This window comes from Synechococcus sp. PCC 6717 (assembly GCF_022698185.1).
GTDB lineage: Bacteria > Cyanobacteriota > Cyanobacteriia > Thermosynechococcales > Thermosynechococcaceae > Thermosynechococcus > Thermosynechococcus lividus.
Genome location: NZ_JAKLTV010000001.1, coordinates 426456 through 449060, shown reverse-complemented (window position 1 = coordinate 449060; position 22605 = coordinate 426456). Strand labels below are relative to the sequence as shown.

At 55.9% G+C, this 22605-nt stretch carries 20 protein-coding genes and 1 tRNA gene; 14 read left to right on the top strand and 7 right to left on the bottom strand.

The window, feature by feature from the left end; genetic code table 11:
• Nucleotides 1-6: 6 nt before the first annotated feature.
• The 4 genes from dapF to L5470_RS02220 are packed head-to-tail and all read left to right on the top strand — an operon-like array spanning nt 7 to nt 3602.
• Nucleotides 7-876, top strand: coding sequence for a diaminopimelate epimerase (gene dapF, locus L5470_RS02235; protein WP_099798583.1), 870 nt, complete (start codon nt 7-9; stop codon nt 874-876).
• A gap of 4 nt (nt 877-880) precedes the next feature.
• On the top strand, nt 881-1786 hold the full coding sequence (locus L5470_RS02230; protein ID WP_499497875.1) for a vWA domain-containing protein: 906 nt from the start codon (nt 881-883) through the stop codon (nt 1784-1786).
• 9 nt (nt 1787-1795) lie between these two features.
• Nucleotides 1796-2494 carry a peptidase gene (locus L5470_RS02225; RefSeq protein WP_499497873.1) on the top strand — a complete coding sequence of 233 codons (699 nt, stop codon included), beginning with the start codon at nt 1796-1798 and terminating at the stop codon, nt 2492-2494.
• Nucleotides 2487-3602, top strand: coding sequence for a DUF819 family protein (locus L5470_RS02220; protein WP_499497871.1), 1116 nt, complete (start codon nt 2487-2489; stop codon nt 3600-3602). Before L5470_RS02225 ends, L5470_RS02220 begins: the two co-directional genes overlap by 8 nt.
• On the opposite strand, the gene ilvB is transcribed toward L5470_RS02220, so the two are convergent.
• On the bottom strand, nt 3599-5407 hold the full coding sequence (ilvB, locus tag L5470_RS02215; RefSeq protein ID WP_099798580.1) for a biosynthetic-type acetolactate synthase large subunit: 1809 nt from the start codon (nt 5405-5407) through the stop codon (nt 3599-3601). The two genes, L5470_RS02220 and ilvB, sit on opposite strands and share 4 nt — an antisense overlap.
• Before the next feature lie 101 nt (nt 5408-5508).
• Complete coding sequence (locus tag L5470_RS02210; RefSeq protein WP_499497869.1) at nt 5509-6609, bottom strand: energy transducer TonB; 1101 nt, start codon at nt 6607-6609, stop codon at nt 5509-5511.
• Between the two features lie 86 nt (nt 6610-6695).
• Here L5470_RS02210 and L5470_RS02205 point away from each other — a divergent pair, with 86 nt between their 5' ends.
• Complete coding sequence (locus L5470_RS02205) at nt 6696-7943, top strand: S41 family peptidase (RefSeq protein WP_499497867.1); 1248 nt, start codon at nt 6696-6698, stop codon at nt 7941-7943.
• Here L5470_RS02205 and gor read toward each other — a convergent pair.
• Together gor and pipX are read right to left on the bottom strand one after the other, a co-directional pair.
• Entirely contained in the window at nt 7930-9315 is a 1386-nt protein-coding gene (gene gor, locus L5470_RS02200; RefSeq protein WP_499497865.1) for a glutathione-disulfide reductase, read from the bottom strand. The two genes, L5470_RS02205 and gor, sit on opposite strands and share 14 nt — an antisense overlap.
• Before the next feature lie 49 nt (nt 9316-9364).
• Entirely contained in the window at nt 9365-9634 is a 270-nt protein-coding gene (gene pipX, locus L5470_RS02195) for a transcriptional coactivator PipX (protein WP_198406226.1), read from the bottom strand.
• A 200-nt stretch (nt 9635-9834) separates the two neighbouring features.
• Between pipX and L5470_RS02190 the strand changes: the two genes are divergently transcribed.
• Together L5470_RS02190 and trmD are read left to right on the top strand one after the other, a co-directional pair.
• Nucleotides 9835-10944: a S49 family peptidase gene (locus L5470_RS02190; RefSeq protein WP_499497863.1), complete on the top strand. Its 1110-nt coding sequence runs from the start codon at nt 9835-9837 to the stop codon at nt 10942-10944.
• Nucleotides 10945-11387: 443 nt separating this feature from the next.
• Nucleotides 11388-12083: a tRNA (guanosine(37)-N1)-methyltransferase TrmD gene (gene trmD / locus L5470_RS02185; RefSeq protein WP_099798575.1), complete on the top strand. Its 696-nt coding sequence runs from the start codon at nt 11388-11390 to the stop codon at nt 12081-12083.
• Here trmD and L5470_RS02180 read toward each other — a convergent pair.
• Together L5470_RS02180 and L5470_RS02175 are read right to left on the bottom strand one after the other, a co-directional pair.
• The gene (locus L5470_RS02180) at nt 12080-13153 is read right to left on the bottom strand and encodes a Rieske 2Fe-2S domain-containing protein (protein ID WP_499497860.1); all 1074 of its coding nucleotides are present in this window, start codon (nt 13151-13153) and stop codon (nt 12080-12082) included. The two genes, trmD and L5470_RS02180, sit on opposite strands and share 4 nt — an antisense overlap.
• Nucleotides 13154-13155: 2 nt before the next feature.
• The gene (locus L5470_RS02175; RefSeq protein WP_499497858.1) at nt 13156-15417 is read right to left on the bottom strand and encodes a ribonuclease R family protein; all 2262 of its coding nucleotides are present in this window, start codon (nt 15415-15417) and stop codon (nt 13156-13158) included.
• A gap of 257 nt (nt 15418-15674) precedes the next feature.
• Between L5470_RS02175 and acpP the strand changes: the two genes are divergently transcribed.
• From acpP to L5470_RS02140, 7 genes are all read left to right on the top strand, one after another.
• Nucleotides 15675-15920: an acyl carrier protein gene (acpP, locus tag L5470_RS02170; protein WP_099798573.1), complete on the top strand. Its 246-nt coding sequence runs from the start codon at nt 15675-15677 to the stop codon at nt 15918-15920.
• A 5-nt stretch (nt 15921-15925) separates the two neighbouring features.
• Nucleotides 15926-17188 carry a beta-ketoacyl-ACP synthase II gene (gene fabF / locus L5470_RS02165; protein WP_499497856.1) on the top strand — a complete coding sequence of 421 codons (1263 nt, stop codon included), beginning with the start codon at nt 15926-15928 and terminating at the stop codon, nt 17186-17188.
• A gap of 39 nt (nt 17189-17227) precedes the next feature.
• Nucleotides 17228-19222 carry a transketolase gene (tkt, locus tag L5470_RS02160; protein ID WP_499497854.1) on the top strand — a complete coding sequence of 665 codons (1995 nt, stop codon included), beginning with the start codon at nt 17228-17230 and terminating at the stop codon, nt 19220-19222.
• A gap of 103 nt (nt 19223-19325) precedes the next feature.
• Nucleotides 19326-19727: a DUF7682 family zinc-binding protein gene (locus tag L5470_RS02155; RefSeq protein WP_099799841.1), complete on the top strand. Its 402-nt coding sequence runs from the start codon at nt 19326-19328 to the stop codon at nt 19725-19727.
• A gap of 9 nt (nt 19728-19736) precedes the next feature.
• Nucleotides 19737-21014: a phosphoribosylamine--glycine ligase gene (purD, locus tag L5470_RS02150; protein WP_448513982.1), complete on the top strand. Its 1278-nt coding sequence runs from the start codon at nt 19737-19739 to the stop codon at nt 21012-21014.
• 23 nt (nt 21015-21037) lie between these two features.
• Nucleotides 21038-21325 (top strand): DUF3082 domain-containing protein, encoded by a 288-nt coding sequence (locus tag L5470_RS02145; RefSeq protein ID WP_099798570.1) that lies wholly within the window; start codon nt 21038-21040, stop codon nt 21323-21325.
• Between the two features lie 54 nt (nt 21326-21379).
• Nucleotides 21380-21451 (top strand) — tRNA-Lys (locus L5470_RS02140).
• A 150-nt stretch (nt 21452-21601) separates the two neighbouring features.
• On the opposite strand, the gene L5470_RS02135 is transcribed toward L5470_RS02140, so the two are convergent.
• Nucleotides 21602-22597, bottom strand: a complete 996-nt coding sequence (locus L5470_RS02135) for a PhoH family protein (protein ID WP_099798569.1) — start codon at nt 22595-22597, stop codon at nt 21602-21604.
• Nucleotides 22598-22605 lie beyond the last annotated feature (8 nt).

The following is a 22605-nucleotide window of genomic DNA, read 5'->3' as shown; positions in this document are numbered from 1 at the left end:
AATTCTATGAGCCTATCTTTTCAGAAGTACCAAGGGCTAGGTAACGATTTCCTACTCTTAGACAATCGTCAGCAGCCGACCCTTCGTCTTTCGCCACAGGAGGCTCGCCACTGGTGCGATCGCCATTTTGGGGTGGGTGCCGACGGGGTAATTTTCCTACTGGCGGGCACTGGCGACTGTGACTACCAAATGCGGATGTACAATGCCGATGGCTCCGTTGCCGAAATGTGTGGCAATGGCATTCGCTGTCTGGCCAAGTTTATTTTTGAACTGGAAGGCCGCACCTGCGGTGAAACCGTCAGCTACCGCATTGACACCCTAGCGGGGGTGATGGTGCCCCACATTCAAGCAGACGGTCAAGTGACAGTGGATATGGGGACACCACAACTGCTGGCGCAACAAATCCCCACTACCCTAACCGCTCCAGATGCCAAAGTGATCGAGGTGCCCTTGACGGTGGCCGATCGCCCTTGGCTGGTAACCTGTGTGAGTATGGGGAATCCGCACTGTGTCACCTTTGTAGAAGATGTAGCCGCTATTCCCTTAGAGACGCTAGGGCCACTGTTTGAGCACCATGCTGTGTTTCCCCAGCGCACGAATACTGAGTTTGTCCAAGTGCTGGGGGGCGATCGCCTGCGCATGCGCGTCTGGGAGCGGGGGGCGGGGATGACCCTTGCCTGCGGTACCGGTGCCTGTGCCACGGTTGTTGCGGCGGTACTCACCGGGCGACTCAAAGCCGATGCAGCAGGGCAAGCCCAAGCCACGGTTGAACTACCCGGCGGTGATCTGCATATTCGCTGGGATGTTCACAGTCAACATCTGTATATGACCGGACCTGCCGTCGCAGTGTTTAGGGGAACCCTTGACACCCAGTAGCCCCATGTATCGTCAACGACGACCCCTGTGGTCTTATCCCCTCTTTCAAATTCCCCTGATCCTGCTGACGGGGTGCCTGCTCTTGGCGCTTCTGTTTACGCTGTTGGGGTGGGGTCGCCCCAGTGTGGCGTTGGTGCTTTCCTTGGATTTGAGTGGCAGCACCTTTGGGGACAATCCCTTACAGTTTAACCAGCCTCAAACCGTGATGGCGCAGCAGGTAGCCGCGGCCAAACTTTATCTGCAACGCAATCAGCGGGAGTTGGCGAACCCCAATGCCATCATGATCCATGGCTTTGGCCGCAATGTGGTCTTTTTAACCCCACGCTTTGAAACCAATGCCGATGTGTTGCTGACACAACTCGATCAGGCGCTCAACCGCAGCGATCTTTTAGCTCAGGTGGACCCCAGCGCCACGAACCTATCGGGGGCGATCGCCACCGCCACCCAGCAACTGCAACAGGTTTCTAACCGCTGCCGTGAATTACTGATCATTACCGATGGCGCAGCACCCGTGGATACCGCTGTCGTCACCTCAGCCCAAGGGCAAGGGATTAAAATTAATGCCATTGTTGTCGGGGAGTATGCGCCACAACTGGCAGCCGCGACCCAAGCCACCGGCGGACAATACCGCTCTGGGACTACGGCACTTTTAGAGGAACTGGTGAGTCGTACCTTTTTTGAGAACATTAACACCAATGCCCGCTGGTCGATATTCTGGTTGGGTCTGGCGCTAGTCTGCCTGATGTGGGTGCTGGTGTTGCCCTTAGATCGGTGGTTGTTGCAAGGGCTACTCCAATTACCCATGAATCTGTCGGGGCAACTGGCGCTTGGGAATGCCTTTTTCTGGACCGTTGCTATCCCCATTGTCCTCTGGCGCTTTCCGGGCTGGCCATTTTTGAGCGGGTGCTAAGGAGGAGAGATGCGATCGCGCTGGCGGTTTTCGGTAATTGCCCTCATCGTTGCTGTGGGGGTTGTCCTCAGCGGTAGCTCCCCCTCCCTTGCCCGCCAAAATCTTGCCTTACCCCCCCTTACCACCTATCCCTTGCCTAGCTCCCTTGCAGCTCTGCCTCCGGCGGGGGACGACTATTTTACCGAGGTACAGCCGTTGGAAGTGGGGTATCTGCTGTGGACAGCGTTTCCGGTGACCGTGGCCATTGCCCCCCCGCCGCGGGATCCCAATAACCTATGGGCACAGGCAGCCCAGCAAGCTGTTGCCGAATGGTCGGCCTATCTGCCACTGCAAATTGTGCCGCCAACCGCTACGGCCAATATTCGCCTCCAGTCTGAGCGCCCCAGCGACCAAAACAACCGTCGTGTCCGAGCGGCGGAAACCAGCTATGAACTGTTTGTGGATAGCAACGGCCTACTGCGGCATCGGGTTCGGGTGGTGGTGCGACCCACCCAAGCCCCCCGCTATGTGCTGGCGGCTCTGCGCCATGAGTTGGGTCATGCCCTCGGTATTTGGGGGCATAGTCCCCTGCCCACGGATGCTCTCTATTTTGCCCAAGTAGCGGATCCACCGCCCATTTCTCAGCGAGATGTAAATACCCTGCGGCGAGTTTACGAGCAACCCACCCGCTTAGGGCAACCCATGCCAGAGGTGGCTTCCCATGGATGAGAGCCTCACCCTTTGGGGCATTTTACTCACCCTGACTGCCTTGGGGCTGTGGCTGGAGCACCGCTATCGTTGGGCAGCACGGGTGGGGGGATCCTTAATTATTTTGCTCCTAGCGGCCTTGTGTGCCAATTTAGGGGTCATTCCCCAACAGTCTGCTGTCTATGACACCATCTATGGGCCAGTGACCTCCTTAGCCATTGTCTGGTTACTGTTGCTTGTGAATTTGCAGGATGTGCGCCGCTTGGGGCGATCGGCCTTGTTAGCCTTTGGGATTGCGGCTGTGGGCACCTTGATGGGGGCGCTACTGGCGAGCCTCCTGTTTCACAGTCGCTTTGGTGGCGACACCCCACGGCTGGCGGGCAGCTTAGCAGCAAGTTACATTGGTGGCAGTTTAAATTTTGTGAGTGTCGGGCGTGCCCTGAACCTCACTGATCTGCTCTTTACCGCAGCAACGACCGCAGATAACCTGCTCACGGCAGTATGGTTGGGCTTCACCTTAACGCTGCCCTCAGTCTTGGCACGGTTTTATCCGCAGCGCTCAGCAACAGACGCCTTAGCTTTATCGCCCTTGCCCACAGCCTCGGCGATCGCCCCCCTCGATTTAGCCATTCTCCTGAGCTTAGGCATGGGAGTTTTAGTGCTGGCTACAGCGCTACATCAATTTTGGCCGGTTATCCCGACGGTGGTTTGGCTCACCACCCTAAGTGTAGCCATTGCCCAATTCCAGTGGGTACGCTACCTCCGTGGTACCGGTGCCCTTGGCATGTTTAGTCTCAATCTCTTTTTTACCGTCATTGGCGCGGGAACCCATCTGCCCTCGTTAGTGCCTGTGGGGGTTGAGATTGTGCTGTTTGCCGCCACCATCGTGTTTAGCCATGGGGTGGTGATCTTTGGGCTGGGGTATCTATTCAAGCTGGATGTTGAATTACTGGCCTTAGCCTCCCAAGCGGCGGTGGGGGGGCCTACCACTGCTGCAGCTCAAGCGAGCGGTCGCCACCAGCCAGCCCTACTGGGGGTTGGCATCACCCTTGGCCTCCTTGGCTATGGGGTCGCCAATTACCTAGGTTTGGCAATGGCTCAGCTACTCAACTGGTTAGAACTTGGCTAAAGCTTGCTGCCACATTCAGGGCAAAAGCGATGGCTAGAAATCGTCTTGGCACCGCAGTTCGTACAGTACACTAGCTCGGCTGCTTTCTCGAGGGTTGCCTGCTCCGGTAAGCCCAGCATTTGGGCGTTGCTTTTGCCGGGAGCCACCATCGGATAGCAGTTTTCATCCCGGGTCACGTGGGCATCTAGCAAGACGGGGCCATCGTAGGTCAGCACCTCTTGAATAATGTCGTCCAGATTGTGGCGATCGCTCACCCGCAATCCTTTGACACCGTAGGCCTCCGCCAACTTAATAAAATCTGGCATTCCCTTGGCCATATTGGAGTGGGAGTAGCGCTCTTCATAGAAGGCCTGCTGCCACTGCCGCACCATTCCCTGCCAGAAGTTATTAATAATCACTGTCTTCACCGCAATACCGTACTGGGCAAGGGTGGCCAATTCTTGGGAGTTCATTTGAAAGCTAGCATCACCACTGATGCAGATCACCTGCTCATTGGGCAGTGCAACCTTAACCCCCATTGCCGCAGGCAGTCCAAAGCCCATTGTCCCCAAGCCGGCACTAGAGACCCATCGCCGCGGGCCATTTTTCAAAAATTGGGCAGCCCACATTTGGTGTTGCCCCACATCCGTTGTATAAAACGCATCGGGAGCATGACGGCCAAAGGCCACAATCACTTCTTGGGGAGACAGTTCCCCGCTGGGATGCGGCACCACTAAGGGGTAATCTTCTTTCCATGCCTTAATGCGCGCCAGCCACCCATGGGTCATCGGTTCCGGGGGAACGCCTGTTTCGTTGATATGGTGCAGAAGTTGCTGCAGCACTGGCTTGACACTGCCAACAATGGGCACCTCCGGGACGCGGTTTTTACCCACCTCCGCCGGATCGATGTCAATGTGAATGACCTTTGCTCGCGAGGCAAACTCATCCAGTTTGCCGGTAACGCGATCATCAAACCGTGCCCCCACCGCAATGAGCAGGTCGCACTCGCTCACCGCAAAGTTGGCATAGGCGGTACCGTGCATCCCCAGCATTCCCAGTGAGAGTGGATGAGATTCTGGAAAGGCACCTTTACCCATTAGGGTTGTGGTGACTGGAATTTGAAACAGCTCAGCAAGTTGGTAAATTTCATCATGTGCTGCTGCTGTAATTGCGCCACCCCCAACGTACAGCAGCGGTCGTTTGGCCTCGCGAATCAGTTGCGCGGCTTGGGCAATTTGACGCACATTGCCGCGAATGGTCGGACGATACCCTCGCAGCTTAACCTGCCCTGGCTCTACCGGCTCGTAGTCGCACACCTCTAAGCCCACATCTTTGGGAATATCGACAAGAACTGGCCCCGGCCGGCCTGTGGTGGCAATATAGATGGCCTCAGCGATGATGCGCGCCATATCCTTGGCATCGCGAACCACGTAGGAGTGCTTAACAATAGGGAGCGTAATGCCGTAAATGTCCGTTTCTTGAAAGGCATCGGTGCCAATGGCAGAGCGAGGCACTTGACCGGTGATCACTAATAGCGGTATGGAGTCCATGTGGGCAGTGGCAATGCCGGTGACCAAGTTTGTGGCACCAGGACCAGACGTGCCAAAACACACCCCAACTTGCCCCGTTGCTCTGGCATAGCCATCGGCAGCGTGAGCCGCTCCCTGCTCATGGCGGACTAAAATGTGCTGGATCGCCCCGCGGGATTCAGCACGGTATAGCTCATCGTAAATTGGTAAAATTGCCCCACCAGGGTAGCCAAAGATATGCTTAACGCCATGACGACACAAGGTATCTATTAGGATGTAGGCTCCAGTTGCTTGCACAGGCCGACCTCGTAAGGCAATGATGGTGCTTCTAAATTGTAATTTTCCATACCATCTCTGTCGAGATTTATGTTAATAAGACTCAACTTTTTTAAGAAATATTACTCAGGCATAGCAGAGTCAGCCTCTGGACTCGCCTCGGGGCTGGGAGGGGCTTCACTGGTGCTTGGTGCAGGTGGCGGCGGTTCTGGTGTCGGTGATGACTGGGGCGTGGACGCAGGTGGTGTAGGCGATGAGTGGGGGATGGGGGCGGCTTCGCGGGCAGGGGGGGGTGCTTGGGGCGTAGGTGTGGGGCGGGTTGCAGTACAGACCTCTGGGCGGTACTGAAAGTCAAAGGTGATGGCTAAGGCTTGGTATTGCCCTGTGGCCGAGAAGGTTTGCTGTTTCACCGCGGCGATTGCCGCCTGATCCAGCAGTGTTGAGCCACTAGTGCGGATAATCTGCGGGTTTTGGGTGAGCAGTCCGGTCTCTGGGGCAGCATTGGCAGGCAGCAGTTGACCGTCGGGGGTAATCACAGCGGCGACGGTGGCTTGCCCTTGCAGGCGATCGCCACAGGCGTCGGGGGGGTACAGATCGGTCACTCGCTGGCTGAGGTTAATCCGAATATTGGTGGTATTGAGGGTGAGGCGGGTTTGATTAAACCAGCGGGAGAGGGCAGCGGCGGCTTCCCCCTCTGTGGTGGCCAGTGGCTCTTGGGGTGGCGGAGCCGGCGAAGGTGGTGCAAGCTCTGGAGCAGTGGCCACGTCTTGTTCAGGCGTGCCGGTATCCGGTCGCGGGCGGGCAGGTGGTGGTAACTGCCAAGGGGCGGGGAGGGGCTCAAACCTCAACGGGGGTGGCGGCGGCGGCAGGTCTGCCAAGGGAGGTAAGGGCGGCAGCGGCGGGAGGGGACTAAACGTGAGGGGCGGCGGTTCAATGCCTGTAAAGGGTAGGGGGGGCGGCACACTCTCGATGGCAGGTAATTCCGTGGGGAGCAGCGGTTCAATGGAGGGTAGATCGGCTTCTAGCTCTGCGGGAATGCTCATTAACTCGACCGTTTCGTTGATATCGATCGGCGCTGGTGTGGTGTCAGGCACCCGCACTAAGGCGAGGATAATGCCGTGGAGTACCACTGAGCCGGCGATCGCCAAGCGCGTTGGCTGCCAAATGGGCCAGCCAGCGAGTTGTTGCCAAAGGGGTTGCAGGGGCAAACGTAGCACACGCATAGCTCCACACACTCTCATGCCTTAATTATTAGTCTAGGAGATGCCTAGAATAAATAAAGAGAAGAAATAATGCATAGAGATGCCCCATGGCTGTTCGTTGGCAGACCTCGGCTAACGTTCTGATATTGACCCTATGGCTGCTGCTACTGGGGTGGCAGCTGCTTGCCCCGGCACCGGCGATCGCCCTCACCGACGAGCAAAAACTCGTTAACGAAGCATGGCGCATTGTTAACCAAGCTTACGTTGATACCTCTTTTAATGGTCAAAACTGGTGGCTGGTGCGCCAACAGATCCTCAGTCGCCCACTTCCTAACCGTGAGGCAACCTACCAAGCCATTCAAACCATGCTTGCCAGCCTCGAGGATCCCTTCACCCGCCTGTTGCGCCCGGCGCAATTTCGCAGCTTGCAAACCACCACGGCGGGAGAGCTAACGGGAGTTGGCCTCCAAATTAGTAGTGATCCTACTACAGGTATTTTAGAAGTCATTGCCCCCATTGATGGCTCGCCAGCGGCCAAAGCAGGCATTCTCCCCCGCGATCGCATCCTTGCCATTGATGGTATTCCCACTTCCCAACTCACCCTAGATGAGGCGGCGGAAAAAATGCGCGGTGCCAGTGGCTCCCGGGTGCAGTTACAGGTGCAACATGGTAGCCAGCCGCCCCAACTCATCACCCTTGAGCGAGGGCACATCGAAATTAACCCGGTTGTGGCAGAATTGCGCCACGTCGAGGGTCGTGCCGTTGGCTACATTCGCCTAGGGCAGTTTAGTGCCATGGCACCCGCCGAGATGCGTAAAGCAATACAAACCCTAGCAGAGCAGGGAGCACAGGCGTATGTTCTCGATTTGCGCAACAATCCGGGCGGGCTGTTACAGGCAGGCGTGGAGATTGCCCAACTGTGGATGGAGCCTGGGGTGGTTGTCTATACGGTGGATCGCCAAGGGATAACAGAGAGCCTCAATGCCACGGGGACTCCCCTCAGCCATGATCCGCTGGTGGTGTTGGTGAACGGTGGCACCGCCAGTGCCAGTGAAATTTTAGCGGGTGCCCTGCAAGATAGTGGTCGCGCCCAACTGGTGGGCGATCGCACCTTTGGCAAAGGTTCGATTCAGTCGCTGTTTAGCCTTGCCGATGGCGCTGGTTTAGCGGTCACTATTGCCCACTACGAAACCCCTAACCACCGCAACATCAATAAGGTGGGGATTGAGCCGAACCAGCGGGTTCTTGAGGCGCCTGAAAGTTTGCTGGCCATGGGCACCACCGCGGATCCCCAGTACCTTGCGGCTCTAGAGCTATTGCACAAACCGGTTCAAGTGGCCACTAGCGCAGGGTAACAAACTCTTCAGCCGTTGAGGGGTGAATGCCGATCGTGGCATCAAAGTCTTTTTTGGTGGCACCCATTTTCAGGGCGATCGCGATCCCCTGAATAATTTCGGCGGCGTTATCCCCCACCATGTGCGCCCCCAGCACCCACTCCGTTTGCTTTTCCACCACCAGCTTGACGACAACTTTCGCCTCCTTGCCGGTGAGACTATGGTACATCGGGCGAAAGGCAGCGCGATACACCAAGACATTTTCTGCCCCTACTTTGGCCTTGGCCTGCGCCTCCGAAAGCCCCACCGAAGCGGCCTCAGGCTGAGAAAAGACCGCTGAGGGAATATTGTCGTAGCTGAGGGTGCGGGGAAGATTGCCAAACTGGGTATCGGCAAAGGCTCGACCTTCGGCAATGGCAACGGGGGTGAGGTTCACCCGATTCGTACAGTCGCCCACAGCAAAAATATGGTCTTGATTGGTGCGATAGGCCTCATCCACAGCAATAGCGGCAATCCCCTGACTATTAATGTTCAGGTGCACCCCCGCTTGATCTAACCCAAGTCCCTGTAGGTTAGGGGCGCGACCCACCGCACACAGCACCGCATCTACTTTGGCTTCGTGGGGTTGTCCCTGCTGCTCGTAGCAAACGCGAATCTTCCCCTTTTTGGTGAGCTTCAGGCTGCTAATGTGGCACTGGGGGCGCACATCAATGCCATGGCGAATCATCCCCTCATATACCCCATCCTGAATGTCTTGATCAAAGCCGCGCAGGGGGCGATCGCCCCGCAGAAAATGAATGACTTCGCTGCCCAGCCCCCGCATGATGCCCGCAAACTCAACACTGATATAGCCCCCTCCCAATACCGCTAACCGCTTCGGTTGCTTCGGCAGCAGAAACATCTCCCGGGACGTAATACTGTGCTCAATGCCGGGCAGGTTCGGTTTAATCGCCTCGCCGCCTACAGCAATGAGAATTTTGGCAGCGGTGACTCGTCGTTGTACTTGGCCGTTGCGATCGACCAATTCAAGGGTATGGGGATCGACAAACCGGGCAAAAAAGGGGAGGAGTTCTACCCCTGCTTTAGCTAAATAGCTAATATGCAACTGGCTCAGGCGGTTTACCTCGTTGTCCACCGCGCGAATTAAGCGTTCCCAATCCAGCTTTGGCGTGACAGCGCGCCAGCCATAGCCCGCTGCATCTGTAAACAGCTGACTGAACTTAGACGCATAGACCAAGAGTTTTTTGGGTACACACCCGCGAATCACACAGGTGCCACCCACTTTATCTCCCTCGGCGATCGCCACCCGTGCCCCATAGGAGGCTGCCCGCTTAGACGCTGCCAAGCCGCCGGAACCCGCGCCAATGACAAATAAGTCGTAGTCGTAGCTCATTGTCTCTCCCTGGATCCTAGCCCCAGTCTAGCGAATTTGCCCCCGTGGCCTATAAAAACGTTTGGCGATGAACGCTTTGCAGCGCGGCATACTCCGCCTGTTTCCCTAGCCGCCGCAGCGATCGCAACCGCTGTTCAATCAACAGGCGCGCATCCGTGCGACTAATAGACTCAAATTCCATCCCCTCCGGACGCAGCGTGACAATAAAGAACAGCCGCTGGGCGTAGAGGGTGGTAAACAGTTCCCGATTCTCCTCCACAGGACAAACGCCATACAACAGCCCAAACGTAGGGTGGTTTAAGTACTGCTCAGCAGTCATGGACGGTTTCATCAACGAATTAATACCTACCTCACAAACGTGATCAAGCATTCACAGCCACAGTAGCCCCATAAGGAGTGGCCAATGTGAGGATCAAGAGCACGGATAAGACCCAGAAGAACGCAATGCACCGCTAAAATGGGGAGAACGTTAGACAAAAAACTGTACAGATTATACCGAACCACACTCCCTTCGTATTCATGACTCGTTCTCTGCCTCCATTTTGGCCTGCTGTTGCACATCGCTGCGGCATGATTTTTTTTGGCACCCTTGTCTTTTTCCTGACCCTAGGGATTGTTGGCATGAGTGCCACTCTCTTCCTTGCGATTCTGGGAGTCTTAATGGCGCCAGCGGATCAGGATAGCCCCTACCAGCACGTCAGTGGCAAAGAAACCAGCCGCAACCGTATCCTCACCATTGATATTGTTGGCCCAATTTTAGGGAGTCCTCAAACCGAAGAAGACACCCTATTTTCCTCCATTGTTGGTGTAACCTACGGCTACCAAGTGCAGCAGCAGCTTGAGGCAGCCGCCGAGGACGAGAGTGTCAAGGCCATTCTGCTGAATATTGCCACCCCAGGAGGCACGATCTTTGGCTCTCAGGCGATCGCCGACGGCATCAACGCCTATCGTAAAGCTACCCAAAAACCCATCTATGCCTTTGTTGAAGGTATTTCGGCCTCCGGGGGCGTTTGGGCAATGGTGGCCGCTGATAAAATCTATGCTGACCATGGCAGCCTCATCGGCAGTATCGGCATTATTGGCCCAAGTGTGCTCTTTTACGATCGCCCCACGAGCCTAGATAGCGGTCTATTTCAGGGGGGAGTGACCGCCAACGCCATTGAAGAGCGCACCCTCAGTGCCGGGCGAGGCAAAGACTTTGGCAATCCCTTCCGCCGCCTCACGCCAGCAGAAATTCAGGTCTTCCAAGCGGGTCTAGAGCAGGAGTACAGCACCTTTGTGAGCCATGTTGCCAAGGCGCGCGGCATCGATCCCAGCGTCATCCGCAACCAAATGGGCGCCATGGTGTTTAGCAATGCTCAGGCGCAGCAATATCGCCTGATTGATGGCACCCTCAGTCGCCCTCAGGTGATCACCGCCCTTGCCCGTGCCGCCCAGATTGAGGACAACTATGCGGTTGTGCGGCTACGGCGCGATCGCACCCCCCTGATCAACCAACTGTTTGGGGTACACCTCCCGCGCCCCTCCCAGCAGGAGCAACACCTTTGGCAACAACAGCAACTGTGCGCCCTCAGCCAGCAGCGTGCCCTTGCCTACTACGGTCAACTAGCATCCCTGTGTCGGCCTTGACTTCTCCCCTCTTTGAAAGAGAGGGGATTCCCAAAGGATGCTACGCAACGGGCTGAAGCCGCGTTGCTTCGCTTTTCCCTTGAGCTGTCACCCACAACTTAATGCGGGTGGGGGCAGTCAAAGACCCCCTACTCACCTCAAGCATTTCTGCTATTGGGACTACGTTTATGTTTCGGTTCGTGGTTTCGCACTTTTCAACACTAGCCAGTTCGATACGCTCAACATCCTGCCATTGCTTGCAGTGGTTTAGGCTTGCCGCCAAAGCGGTAGTGACTTACTTGCCGGGATCTCTCCGTACTAGGATGTCTCTTCGCGTAGTTGATACGCCTACTTTCCACGTTTTTAGGTTAACACATAGAGAGGGCTAAAGCCCCCTGAGTTGGCTGTATCCCCTCGCTAAAGCGGAGGGGTTTTAGCCGCCCACATCAATATCAATATAAGCCATGCGGTTTGACATTATCACCCTGTTTCCAGAATTCTTTAGCACCCCCCTCAAGACCGGTCTGATGGCCAAAGCCTTGGATCGGGGGATTGCTTCAGTGGTGCTGACCAATCCCCGTGACTTTACGGAGGATCGACACCATACCGTTGACGATGAACCCTACGGCGGTGGKGTCGGTATGGTGATGAAGCCCGCCCCCCTATTTGCTGCGGTGGAGTCCCTCCCCGTCTTACCGCGACGGGAGATTATTTACGTCACTCCCCAAGGTGAGCCCCTTCGCCAACAGCATCTGTGGGAATGGGCCAAACACCGCGATCAACTGGTCATTCTCTGTGGCCATTACGAAGGGGTGGATGAGCGGGTTGTCGAGCATTTGGTGACCCAAGAAATTTCCATTGGTGATTTTGTCCTCACCTGTGGCGAAATTCCGGCACTAACCATCCTCAACGGTGTGCTGCGTCTCTTGCCGGGCACGGTGGGCAAAGCTGCGTCCCTGCAACAGGAGAGTTTTGAGGACGGCTTGCTCGACTACCCCCACTACACCCGACCGGCAGAGTTTCGGGGGTGGCCGGTGCCGTCGGTGCTGCTTTCGGGGCACCACGAGAACATTGCCAAATGGCGCAAAGCCCAGCAAATTGAGCGAACCCGGCAGCGTCGCCCAGATCTCTACCAGCGGTGGTTAGCGCAGCAGCCCTAGCGCCAGCGCAACACTTGGGTTTTCATAGGATTGACAAACTCCCGCCCCTCTTGGATGGCCTTGGCATACTCTCGCTTAATTTGGTAGTACCACTTTGCTTGGTTATCGGCCTCTTTGATCAGGGTTAGGGGCGGGTTGTAGGCTAGCCCCTCGCTTTGTTTGGCCACAATGCGCAGGTCTTGGTTAATAAATTCGCGCGCAAAGGGAGCCAGCAGGGGCTTAAGGGGAGCCAACCACGGAAAGGTCCAGTAAAATATGCTGGTCAGTTCAGTCTGGTGCTCGTTAATGGGGGTGAGGGTAATTAAAAAACAAAAGGTGTGGCGATCGGTGTAGTTGGTTTCAATACGAATTCCCGGTAAGCGATAGATAATTTCCACCTCCGGGTGGCCGCCTAGGATATGGTGTGCCCAAGATTTACGCAGCAGGGGATGCCGACGCATGGTAAACCCGTAGGGAGACGGATCAAAGGTTTTAGCTTTTTCAAACAGTTTCCCACGGGTACGCCACCACCACGCGCCATGGACAAAGGGTGCGTGAGCCGGATCCATAAAGTTAATAAAGACTTGGTCTAAATGCCCCGGAAAAATGAATTTTTGTACGGCTTGGGGGCAGGCTGTGGCACTGAAGCCCGGCACAAGGGGCACCTCCAACGCTGGTTCAGGGGCTTGCCGATCCTTGGCTGGCATATAAATCCAGAGATTCCCTTGCGCTTCCCGTACTGGATAACTCAGGACACCAAACTGCTTGGGGTCAACGTCACTGTCACTGGTGAGGGAGGGAATCAGGGTGCACTGGCCATGGCGATTAAACCGCCAGCCGTGGTACGGGCAGATGACTTCGTCGCCTTCAAAGTGCCCGTAGTGCAGCGGAATTCCCCGATGGGGGCACAGGTTGCGCAGGGCAAAGGGGGTGCCGTCACTAGTACGGCCAAAGAGGATTGGCTCACCGAGAATGACCTTTGCTTTGAACTGCTTTGGCTTTAGGTCTGCCGATGGCAGGCCAAAATACCAAATATCCCGCAGGAAATTACCAAAGTCATGGAGTGAAACCGTTGTACTGGGAGTGTTCATAGCTAAGCACGCTGGTCATCCTCAACCAGGGGGGTATTGGTCTGGATGGGGTCAGCCCCCCCTGCTAGATCCTCATCAGTGGCTTGGGAGCCGCCACTCATCACCGTTAAGTCCACTTGCTGCCGATAGGAATCGACATTTTTGATGAGTACGTCAACCCGATCGCCTAAGCGGTAACGCAGGCGGTTGCGCCGTCCTGTTAGGGTCTGGGCGTGGGCGCGATATTCATACCAGTCATCCTTGAGGGAGCTAACGTGCACTAGGCCTTCGACGTTGAACTCAATTAGCTCGACAAAAAAACCATAGGATTGAACACCGGTGATAATGCCAGGGCGCACCTCTCCCATACAGGCTTGCACTTGGCGCACCCGTTGCAGCCCTACGAGGTCTTTCCAAGCACTCTGGGTTTGTCGCTCCCGCTCCTGTAAATGAGCCACAATTTCTTTTAAGAGGGCTTCCAGTTCCCGCTGCACGTCTGTGGTTAAGACATTCCAGGTGACCTGCTCTAGGCAGCTCGAGTGGCCGAGGTTCACCCGCTCCTTGGCACGGGGGCTGCGGCGATCGCGCCCTTTGGTGAGCAGGGTATGTAAAATCCGCTGGTTGACAATGTCGCTGTAGCGCTGTAACGGTGAGCAAAAGTGAGCATAGCCAGAGCCAAGCGCCAAACTAAAGTGGGGCGAGAGAGTACCTGAGGTAGTGGCGGGCTTAAGGGTATCGAGCAATAGCTCTTGGAGCACAGTTGCCAGCTCGGAGGTGGCTAACTGCTCAAGGAAGCGCTGAAAATCCTGAGGTGCCACACTGGAGCTGTCTCCAAGACTGAGGGGTAAATTGAGGTTTTGGCACAGCTTCAGAAAGTCCTGCACGGCGTACAGTTCCGGTACTTGCTGGCTGCGGTACAGGGCAGGAACATTAAGGGTTGCCAAGTGTTTGCCGAGGAGCTCATTAGCCAGCACCACTAAACTTGTCCAAGGTGCCAGCATCGGTAGGGGAATGGCAGTGGCTAAGCCTTCATCGGCGTAGGCGAGGTTTAAGCTCACGGCAGGGGTGATCTCGATACTGCCCCGCTGCTGTCGCCGCTGGCTCACGGCAGTGGCCAACCGCAGGAGCGATCGCAACCAATCTCCGGAGCTATCCCCCCGCTCTAGGGTAGCAACCACCTGCTCACTGTCAACACAGGCATCTACGCTAATGCGGCTGCGGTGAATGGTGTAGGATTGCACCTCCCCTGTACTGGTGAGGTGGATCAGCAGGGAAATCGCGGCGCGATCGCCCCCAGGTAGAAGCCGTAGCAGGGTTAACTCGGGGGGCAACAAAGGCACGCTAAGTTCTGGTGTGGCTAGGGTTATCCCCTGTCGCCGTGCCGCCCGATCTAATGGGTCATCCACCGGCAGCAAGCCACCGACATCGGCAATATGAACGCCAAGCTGCCATAGATCCTGATCCAGGGCATCGAGGGAAAACGCCACTTGGGGTTCTTGGCCGGGAGCCACTAGGGTAATGGTGACTAACTCCCGTAAATCCTGACGCTGCTCAAACTCCATGGCTTGAAGATGCTGGTTCAAGGCGGTGGCCGCCGATCCCAGTGCCGGACTAAACTGCCGCACAAGGTTGTGCTTACAACAGATTAGATCCAGCACCGGTGCTGACTGGGCATCAGTCCCCAGAATTTGACCAATTTCACCTACGGGTAAATACCCCCCCAAGGGATAGCGGCGGATGTTGACGTGCACTAGCTGATCCACCACCTGCGAGAGATCGGACACCAGTTCATTGGGTTCAAGGGCAATTTCAAACAGGAGGCGATCGTCAAGGGGGGTAGCGCGGAAACCATGCTCGGTTTGCTTGACCCGGGCAATCACTGACGGGTTGCCGCGCTCTAGAATGAGTTTGACCTCTCCTTCGGGAGATTTTTTGCGGCGCCCTTCCCGCGTGACCCGCACCAGCACGCGATCGCCATTCCACGCCGTACTGAGTTGATTTTCACGAACGAAAATATCCTCTGCCCCTTCGGTATCCTGAATGGCAAAGCAAAAGCCCTTACTGGAGCAGCGCAGTCGCCCTTCAATGAGACCTTCCTCGTAGTTGCGGCGATACTTTCCCCGCTCCTTCGTGAGCAGACCAATGCGCTCAAGGGCATCGAGGGCAATTTCTAATTCCCGTTGGCTCTGTTCATCCTCACACCCCAGTTTTTTTTCAAGGGCTTTCGGGGCAACAAACTTATCTTCAGTAAAATTAGCGAGCAGACTGGCGATTGTAAAATGCATCGGTAACTCAATAGCGGGTAGCAACAACAAACATCAACTGTAGCGATGGGGGCGGCAAAAGCACTCAAAAAGCCATGATACCCAAGATGTAGCTTACCATAGCCAGACTCCCCTGCCACGACCTTGTGGGCTGTACCCCCAATGTGTCCTATAATTATGGCGCGTTGATTCTGGGCACAAAACATCCTAGATTTGAGGAATGGCGATCGCCCGCATCATCATTCATTCGTCCATCCATTTGAAATTCACAGGCATCTATGACTGACTCTGAAATTTTCGAAAAAGTAAAAACCATTGTTGCCGATCAACTCAGTGTTGATGCTGAAAAAGTCGTGCCCGAAGCAAGCTTTGCAGATGACTTGAACGCCGACTCCCTCGACTCCGTGGAGCTGATCATGGCTCTAGAAGAAGCCTTTAATATCGAAATTCCTGACGAAGAAGCAGAAAAGTTGAAAACTGTTCAAGATGTCCTAGACTTTATCACCAATAAGGCAGCTGCGTAAGACCAATGACGAAGGCTCACCAAAAACGGGTGGTTGTCACCGGCATGGGTGCCATTACCCCCCTTGGCAACACCTTGGCAGAGTATTGGGACGGGCTAATGGCCGGTCGTAGCGGCATTGACACGATTAGCCTCTTTGATGCCAGTCGTCATGATTGCCGCATTGCGGGTGAGGTTCGTGGCTTTGACCCCACCCTCTATATGGATCGCAAGGATGCCAAGCGCATGGATCGGTTTGCCCAGTTTGGGGTCGCCGCCAGTAAACAAGCCCTTGCCGATGCCCAACTCACCATTGATGAGAGCAATGCCACGGACGTTGGCATCATTATTGGCACGGGGGTGGGGGGTCTGCGGGTTATGGAAGATCAGCAGGAAATCTATCTCAGTAAGGGGCCGGATCGCTGTAGCCCCTTCATGATTCCGATGATGATTGCCAACATGGCTGCAGGCCTAACGGCAATTCATACCGGTGCCAAAGGCCCCAACTCCTGCTCAGTCACCGCCTGCGCCGCAGGCTCCAATGCCATTGGCGATGCCTTTCGGCTCGTTCAACACGGCTATGCCAAGGCGATGATCTGCGGTGGCACGGAAGCGGCAATCACTCCCCTGTCTGTTGCTGGGTTTGCGGCAGCCCGTGCCCTCTCCACCCGCAATGATGACCCCCACCATGCCAGTCGTCCCTTTGATAAGAACCGAGATGGCTTTGTCCTTGGTGAAGGGGCGGGCATTTTAATTTTGGAAGAGCTAGAATTTGCCCTTGCCCGGGGGGCGCGCATCTATGCCGAAATGGTCGGCTATGGCCTAACCTGTGATGCTTACCACATGACGGCTCCTTCCCCCGGGGGCGAAGGGGCAGCCCGTGCCATTGAAGGCTGTCTCAAGGATGGCAGTATTGCCCCTGATCAGGTGAGCTACATCAATGCCCACGGCACCAGTACCCCTGCCAATGACAGTACCGAGACGGCGGCGATTAAGCGTGCCCTTGGCGAAGAGAATGCCCGCCGCGTTCCCATTAGCTCCACCAAGTCGATGACGGGGCATTTACTGGGAGGGTCTGGTGGCATCGAGGCGATCGCCACGGTGATGGCGGTTGCCCATGACCGCATCCCCCCTACAATTAACTTGGAGCAGCCGGATCCAGCCTGTGATCTGGACTACGTTCCCCATCACAGTCGTGCCTGTCCGGTGGTGGTTGCCCTTTCCAATTCCTTTGGCTTTGGCGGTCACAATGTGACCCTAGCGTTTCGCAAATTTGTCCCCGGCCTTTAACTGTTCGCTGCACACCCAATTCTATAGAGAGAGAAAGTAATGCCTGCTGTAACTCAATCCCTTGATGACCTCTGCATTAATGCGATTCGATTCTTGGCGATCGATGCTGTACAAAAAGCCAACTCTGGCCACCCAGGCTTACCCATGGGAGCCGCTCCCATGGCCTACGTCCTCTGGAACCAATTTATGCGGTACAACCCCAAAAACCCGCAATGGTTCAACCGCGATCGCTTTGTCCTCTCGGCAGGCCACGGCTGCATGTTGCAGTACGCCATGCTTTACCTGACGGGGTACGATAGCGTCACCATTGAGGATATTAAACAGTTCCGGCAGTGGGGCTCCCGCACCCCCGGTCACCCTGAAAATTTTGAAACCCCAGGGGTTGAAGTCACCACCGGCCCCTTGGGGCAGGGGATTTGTAACGCTGTGGGTCTCGCGGTGGCCGAGGCACACTTAGCCGCGCGGTTTAATAAGCCCGATGTTCAACTGGTCGATCACTATACCTATGTCATCCTTGGCGATGGCTGTAACATGGAGGGGGTTTCTGGCGAAGCCTGCTCCTTAGCGGGGCACTGGGGCTTAGGAAAGCTCATTGCCCTGTACGATGACAACCACATTTCCATCGATGGCTCCACAGACATTGCCTTTACCGAAGATGTCTGTAAACGCTTTGAAGCCTACGGCTGGCACGTTCAGCACGTCACCAATGGCAATACCGATCTCGCGGCGATCGCCCACGCCATTGCTGCCGCCAAAGCGGTGACCGACAAACCCTCCCTCATCAAAGTGACGACCACCATTGGCTACGGGTCTCCTAACAAAGCCAATACCGCTGGGGTGCACGGCGCTGCCCTTGGGGTGGATGAAGTCAAGTTAACCCGCGAAAACTTAGGCTGGGATTACGATCCCTTTGTGGTTCCGGACGATGTTTTAGCGCAGTTCCGCAAAGCCATTGAGCGCGGCGCACGTGCAGAAGCCGAGTGGAACCAAACCCTAGCCACCTACCGCCAAAAGTATCCTGCGGAAGCAGCGGAGTTTGAACGGCTCCTGCGGGGGGACTTACCCGCCAACTGGGATGCAAACCTCCCCCACTACACCCCAGAGGATAAAGCCGTTGCCACCCGTAAGCATTCAGAGATCTGCTTAAACGCGATCGCCCCCAACCTGCCGGAATTGATTGGTGGCTCAGCGGACTTAACCCACTCCAACCTCACCGAACTCAAATGCTCCGGTGACTTTCAAAAAGGGCAGTACCAAAATCGTAACATCCGTTTTGGGGTGCGCGAGCATGGCATGGCTGCCATCTGTAACGGCATCGCCCTCCATAACTCAGGGTTGATTCCCTACTGCGCTACCTTTTTAGTATTTGCCGACTACCTGCGGCCAGCGCTGCGACTCTCGGCACTGTCTCAAGCCGGGGTGATCTACGTCATGACCCACGACTCCATCGCCCTTGGCGAAGACGGCCCAACCCACCAGCCTGTCGAAACCCTCGCCTCGCTGCGGGCTATCCCCAACCTGCTTGTGATTCGTCCTGCTGATGGCAATGAGACCTCCGGCGCCTACCAAGTGGCGGTACAACGGCGCAAGCAGCCGACGCTTTTAGCCTTAACTCGGCAGAACCTCCCCAATTTGGCCGGTAGTTCCGCAGCCAATGTTGCCAAAGGTGCCTACACCATCGTGGACTGTGATGGCACCCCAGATCTGATCTTGATTGGCACTGGCTCTGAAGTTTCCCTCTGTGTCAAAGCGGCTGAAGCCCTCACGGCTAGCGGCAAAAAGGTGCGGGTGGTTTCGATGCCGTCGTGGGAACTCTTTGCCGAGCAATCCAGCGAGTACCAAGCAAGTGTCTTACCTGCAGGGGTGAAGCGCTTAGCCGTTGAGGCCGGCGCTAGCTTTGGTTGGTGTCGCTATGCTAATGCCACCCTGAGTATTGATCGGTTTGGCGCCTCAGCCCCCGGTGGGGTGCTCATGGAGAAATTTGGCTTTACGGTCGATAACGTGGTTGCCAAAGCTGAGGCATTGCTGGCTTAAGGGGGATAGTTGTCACGATCCCACCTTTAACCAGAAAATAAACGTACAAGCAGGGTAAGGGGGCATGAACTCTCTGCCCTGCTTATGCTTTCCGGGAGTCACTATGCCGCGTCGTCGTAAACAATTTCCCTGCGGCCATCAAGGCTATGGTCAAGTCTGTCATCGCTGTGCCCAGTTACAGGATGCCAAAGCTCGAGAAGCAACGGAACGGGAACAAGCTCGGCTCGAGCGGCAGCAGTGGCAGGCAACCTTTGCCGACGATCTGATTGATTTGCAGGGGTTACCCAAAACGATTGTCCTCAAAGCCCGCCAAGTCATTGCCGAACTGGTGGCTGGCACGGACTATCGCCAGTTTAAGGGCAAGCGCCTCAACCACGACCGCAGTGTCATCAGCATTCCCCTCACCTATGACTATCGCCTGATCTGCCATGATGTGGGCGATCGCATCGAGCCCCGCAGTGTGTTGTCCCATGAAGAGTACAACGTTAAAAAACCAAGAGGATAGGAGCAACCTGTGAAGGTGATTGTTGTCGGCAGTGGCGGCAGAGAGCACGCTATTGCTTGGAAGTTGTTAGAGTCTGCCAGCGTGAGCCATATCTTTTGCCTGCCGGGCAATGGCGGCACGGCGTGCTGCGATCGCTGCCAAAATGTTGCCATTGAGGCCACCGATCTAGAAGGGATTCGTCAGTTTGCCCAAGCGCAGCAGGTAGATTTAGTCGTGATAGGACCGGAGGCTCCCCTAGCAGCAGGGTTGGCAGATGCCCTCCATGCGTTGAACATTCCAGTGTTTGGCCCCAGTCGTGCGGGAGCCCAAATCGAAGCCAGTAAGGCGTGGGCAAAAGCGCTGATGCAGGAGGCTCATATTCCTACCGCGACAGCAGCGGTGTTTACAACCTATGGGGATGCCGTGGCCTACGTGCAGTCTCAAGGGGCACCCATCGTGATCAAGGCCGATGGCTTAGCAGCGGGCAAGGGGGTGACGGTTGCCACCACAGAAGCGGAGGCGATCGCTGCTCTGGAGCGCGCCTTTGGGGGGGAATTTGGGGCAGCAGGCAACCAAGTAGTGATTGAGTCTGTCCTAGAGGGTCAAGAGGTGTCGGTGCTGGCGCTCACCGATGGGCGAACCATTGTGCCACTGTTGCCGGCTCAAGACCACAAACGCATTGGTGAAGGGGATACCGGTGCCAATACAGGGGGGATGGGGGTCTATGCCCCAGTGCCGTGGGTCACACCAGAGTTGATGCAGCGCATTCAAGCCCAAATTCTAGAACCTGCCCTAGCGGCTCTGCAAGGGCGGGGAATCCACTACTGCGGCGTACTCTATGCCGGACTGATGATCACCCCCGACCTGCAACCCTACGTGGTTGAGTTTAACTGTCGCTTTGGGGATCCAGAAACCCAAGCGGTGCTGCCGTTGCTAGAGACCCCGCTATTAGAGATTCTTCTCGCCTGTGTTGAAGGTCGCCTAGACTCTCTGGGGGCGTTGCGTTGGCGCAAGGAGGTAGCGCTGTCCGTGGTGATGGCTGCCGGTGGCTATCCGGGGACCTATCGTAAAGGGGATGTCATTGAGGGGATTCCCACAGCTCTGGCTCAGGGGGTACAGGTCTTTCATGCGGGAACGCGCTGGCAGGAGGGGCAATGGCTGACCCATGGGGGACGGGTTCTTAATGTGACTGCCTTGGCCGAAGATTTTGCCACTGCCAAAGCCAAAGCTTATGCTGGGGTTGCCGCCATTCACTTTGCCGATGCCTACTATCGCCGCGACATTGGCTACCGTATTCTAGAAGCATAGCCTTTTCAACAGTGGATCAGCCTATGACTGCCCCTTCCGCCACTCCTGTGCGTTGCCTCACGGGTGCTTGTATTGCAGGTACGCTTGGGCTGTTACTCTACCGCTTAACGGGGGCGATCGCCTATAGYTTTGCCAGCCATGCCGTTAGCACCCACAATCAACTGATCTACAGCTTAACGGTTGCGGTTCGTACTCTTGTTGTGGGTCTGTGCACCCTTGGCACCGGCGTCTTTAGCATCATTGGCGTGGGTTTGGTGGCTCTGAGTGTACAGATTCTATGGCAACGTTGGGTTCAGCCCTCCCACGACTAACCCATTGCATATGTGCCTGCTTTCCGCTATGCTAGAAAAGCTGTGAAGCACCATGGGTCGCTAGCTCAGTGGTAGAGCACTCGGCTTTTAACCGATTGGTCCTGGGTTCGAGCCCCAGGCGACCCATAAAACCAACCATCGTGTATTCTCCTAGTGTGAGATCGGTAAAGTAAGCGGTCGTTCACCAGAATCCAACACCAACTGCCAACTGCTGCAACCCCGCCGCGAGGCTAGGCGCTAGCTGTACCAGTGGACTTAAGCGCGATACCGTAGTAATCATTTGCGCGATCGCTGGCGCTGGCTTTTGGGGGTCTCCTGCGCCTGCTCGTGGCGATCGTAGGCATCAATAATTCGTTCAACAAGAGGATGCCGAATCACATCCCCCTTGGTGAGATAGCAAAAGGCAATCCCTTCCACGTCCTTGAGGATACTGGCAGCAACACTTAACCCTGAAGTTTGGTGCTCTGGTAAGTCAGTTTGGGTCAAGTCCCCCGTCACAACCAGACAGGAATTAAACCCGATGCGGGTCAGTACCATTTTCATTTGGGCGGGGGTAGTGTTTTGCGCCTCATCTAAGATCACAAAGGCGTTATTGAGGGTTCGCCCCCGCATATAGGCCAATGGTGCCACCTCAATGACCCCTCGCTCCATCAGATGACTAATTTTGTCGGGTTCTACCAGTTCGTAGAGGGCATCGTACAACGGCCGCAGGTAGGGGTCAATTTTTTGTTGCAAATCCCCCGGCAAAAACCCCAGCCGCTCACCCGCTTCCACCGCTGGACGGGTCAAAATAAGGCGTTCGTAGGTACCGGCCAGTAGGGCTTGAACGGCAAGCACGGTGGCCAAAAAGGTTTTGCCGGTTCCCGCAGGTCCAATCCCAAAGGTGAGGGTGTGGTGGCGAATTGCCTGAATGTATTGACGCTGGCGAAAGGTTTTGGCACGGATAACGTCACCACGCCGGGTTCGCGCTAATATGTCTTGTTGGAGTTCTCGCAGAGCTTCCCGCTGATGGGTATCGTAGGCATGACGTACGGTGAGAATATCGACACCCGAAACGGTTTTGCCTTCACGCCAAAGAGTGCCTAGGTCGTGGATGAGTTGCTGACACAGTTGCACCTGAGCAGTGGTACCAGTGATGTAAAGATCACGGCCTCGCAAAACAAGCGTCGCCCCTGTTTGCGCAGCAAAGATGCGTAGGTTGGCTTCTTGCTCCCCGACAAGGGCGATCGCACTTTCGGTGCTGTGGAGATCAATTGTTAAGCTGTCGCTCATGGCAACAC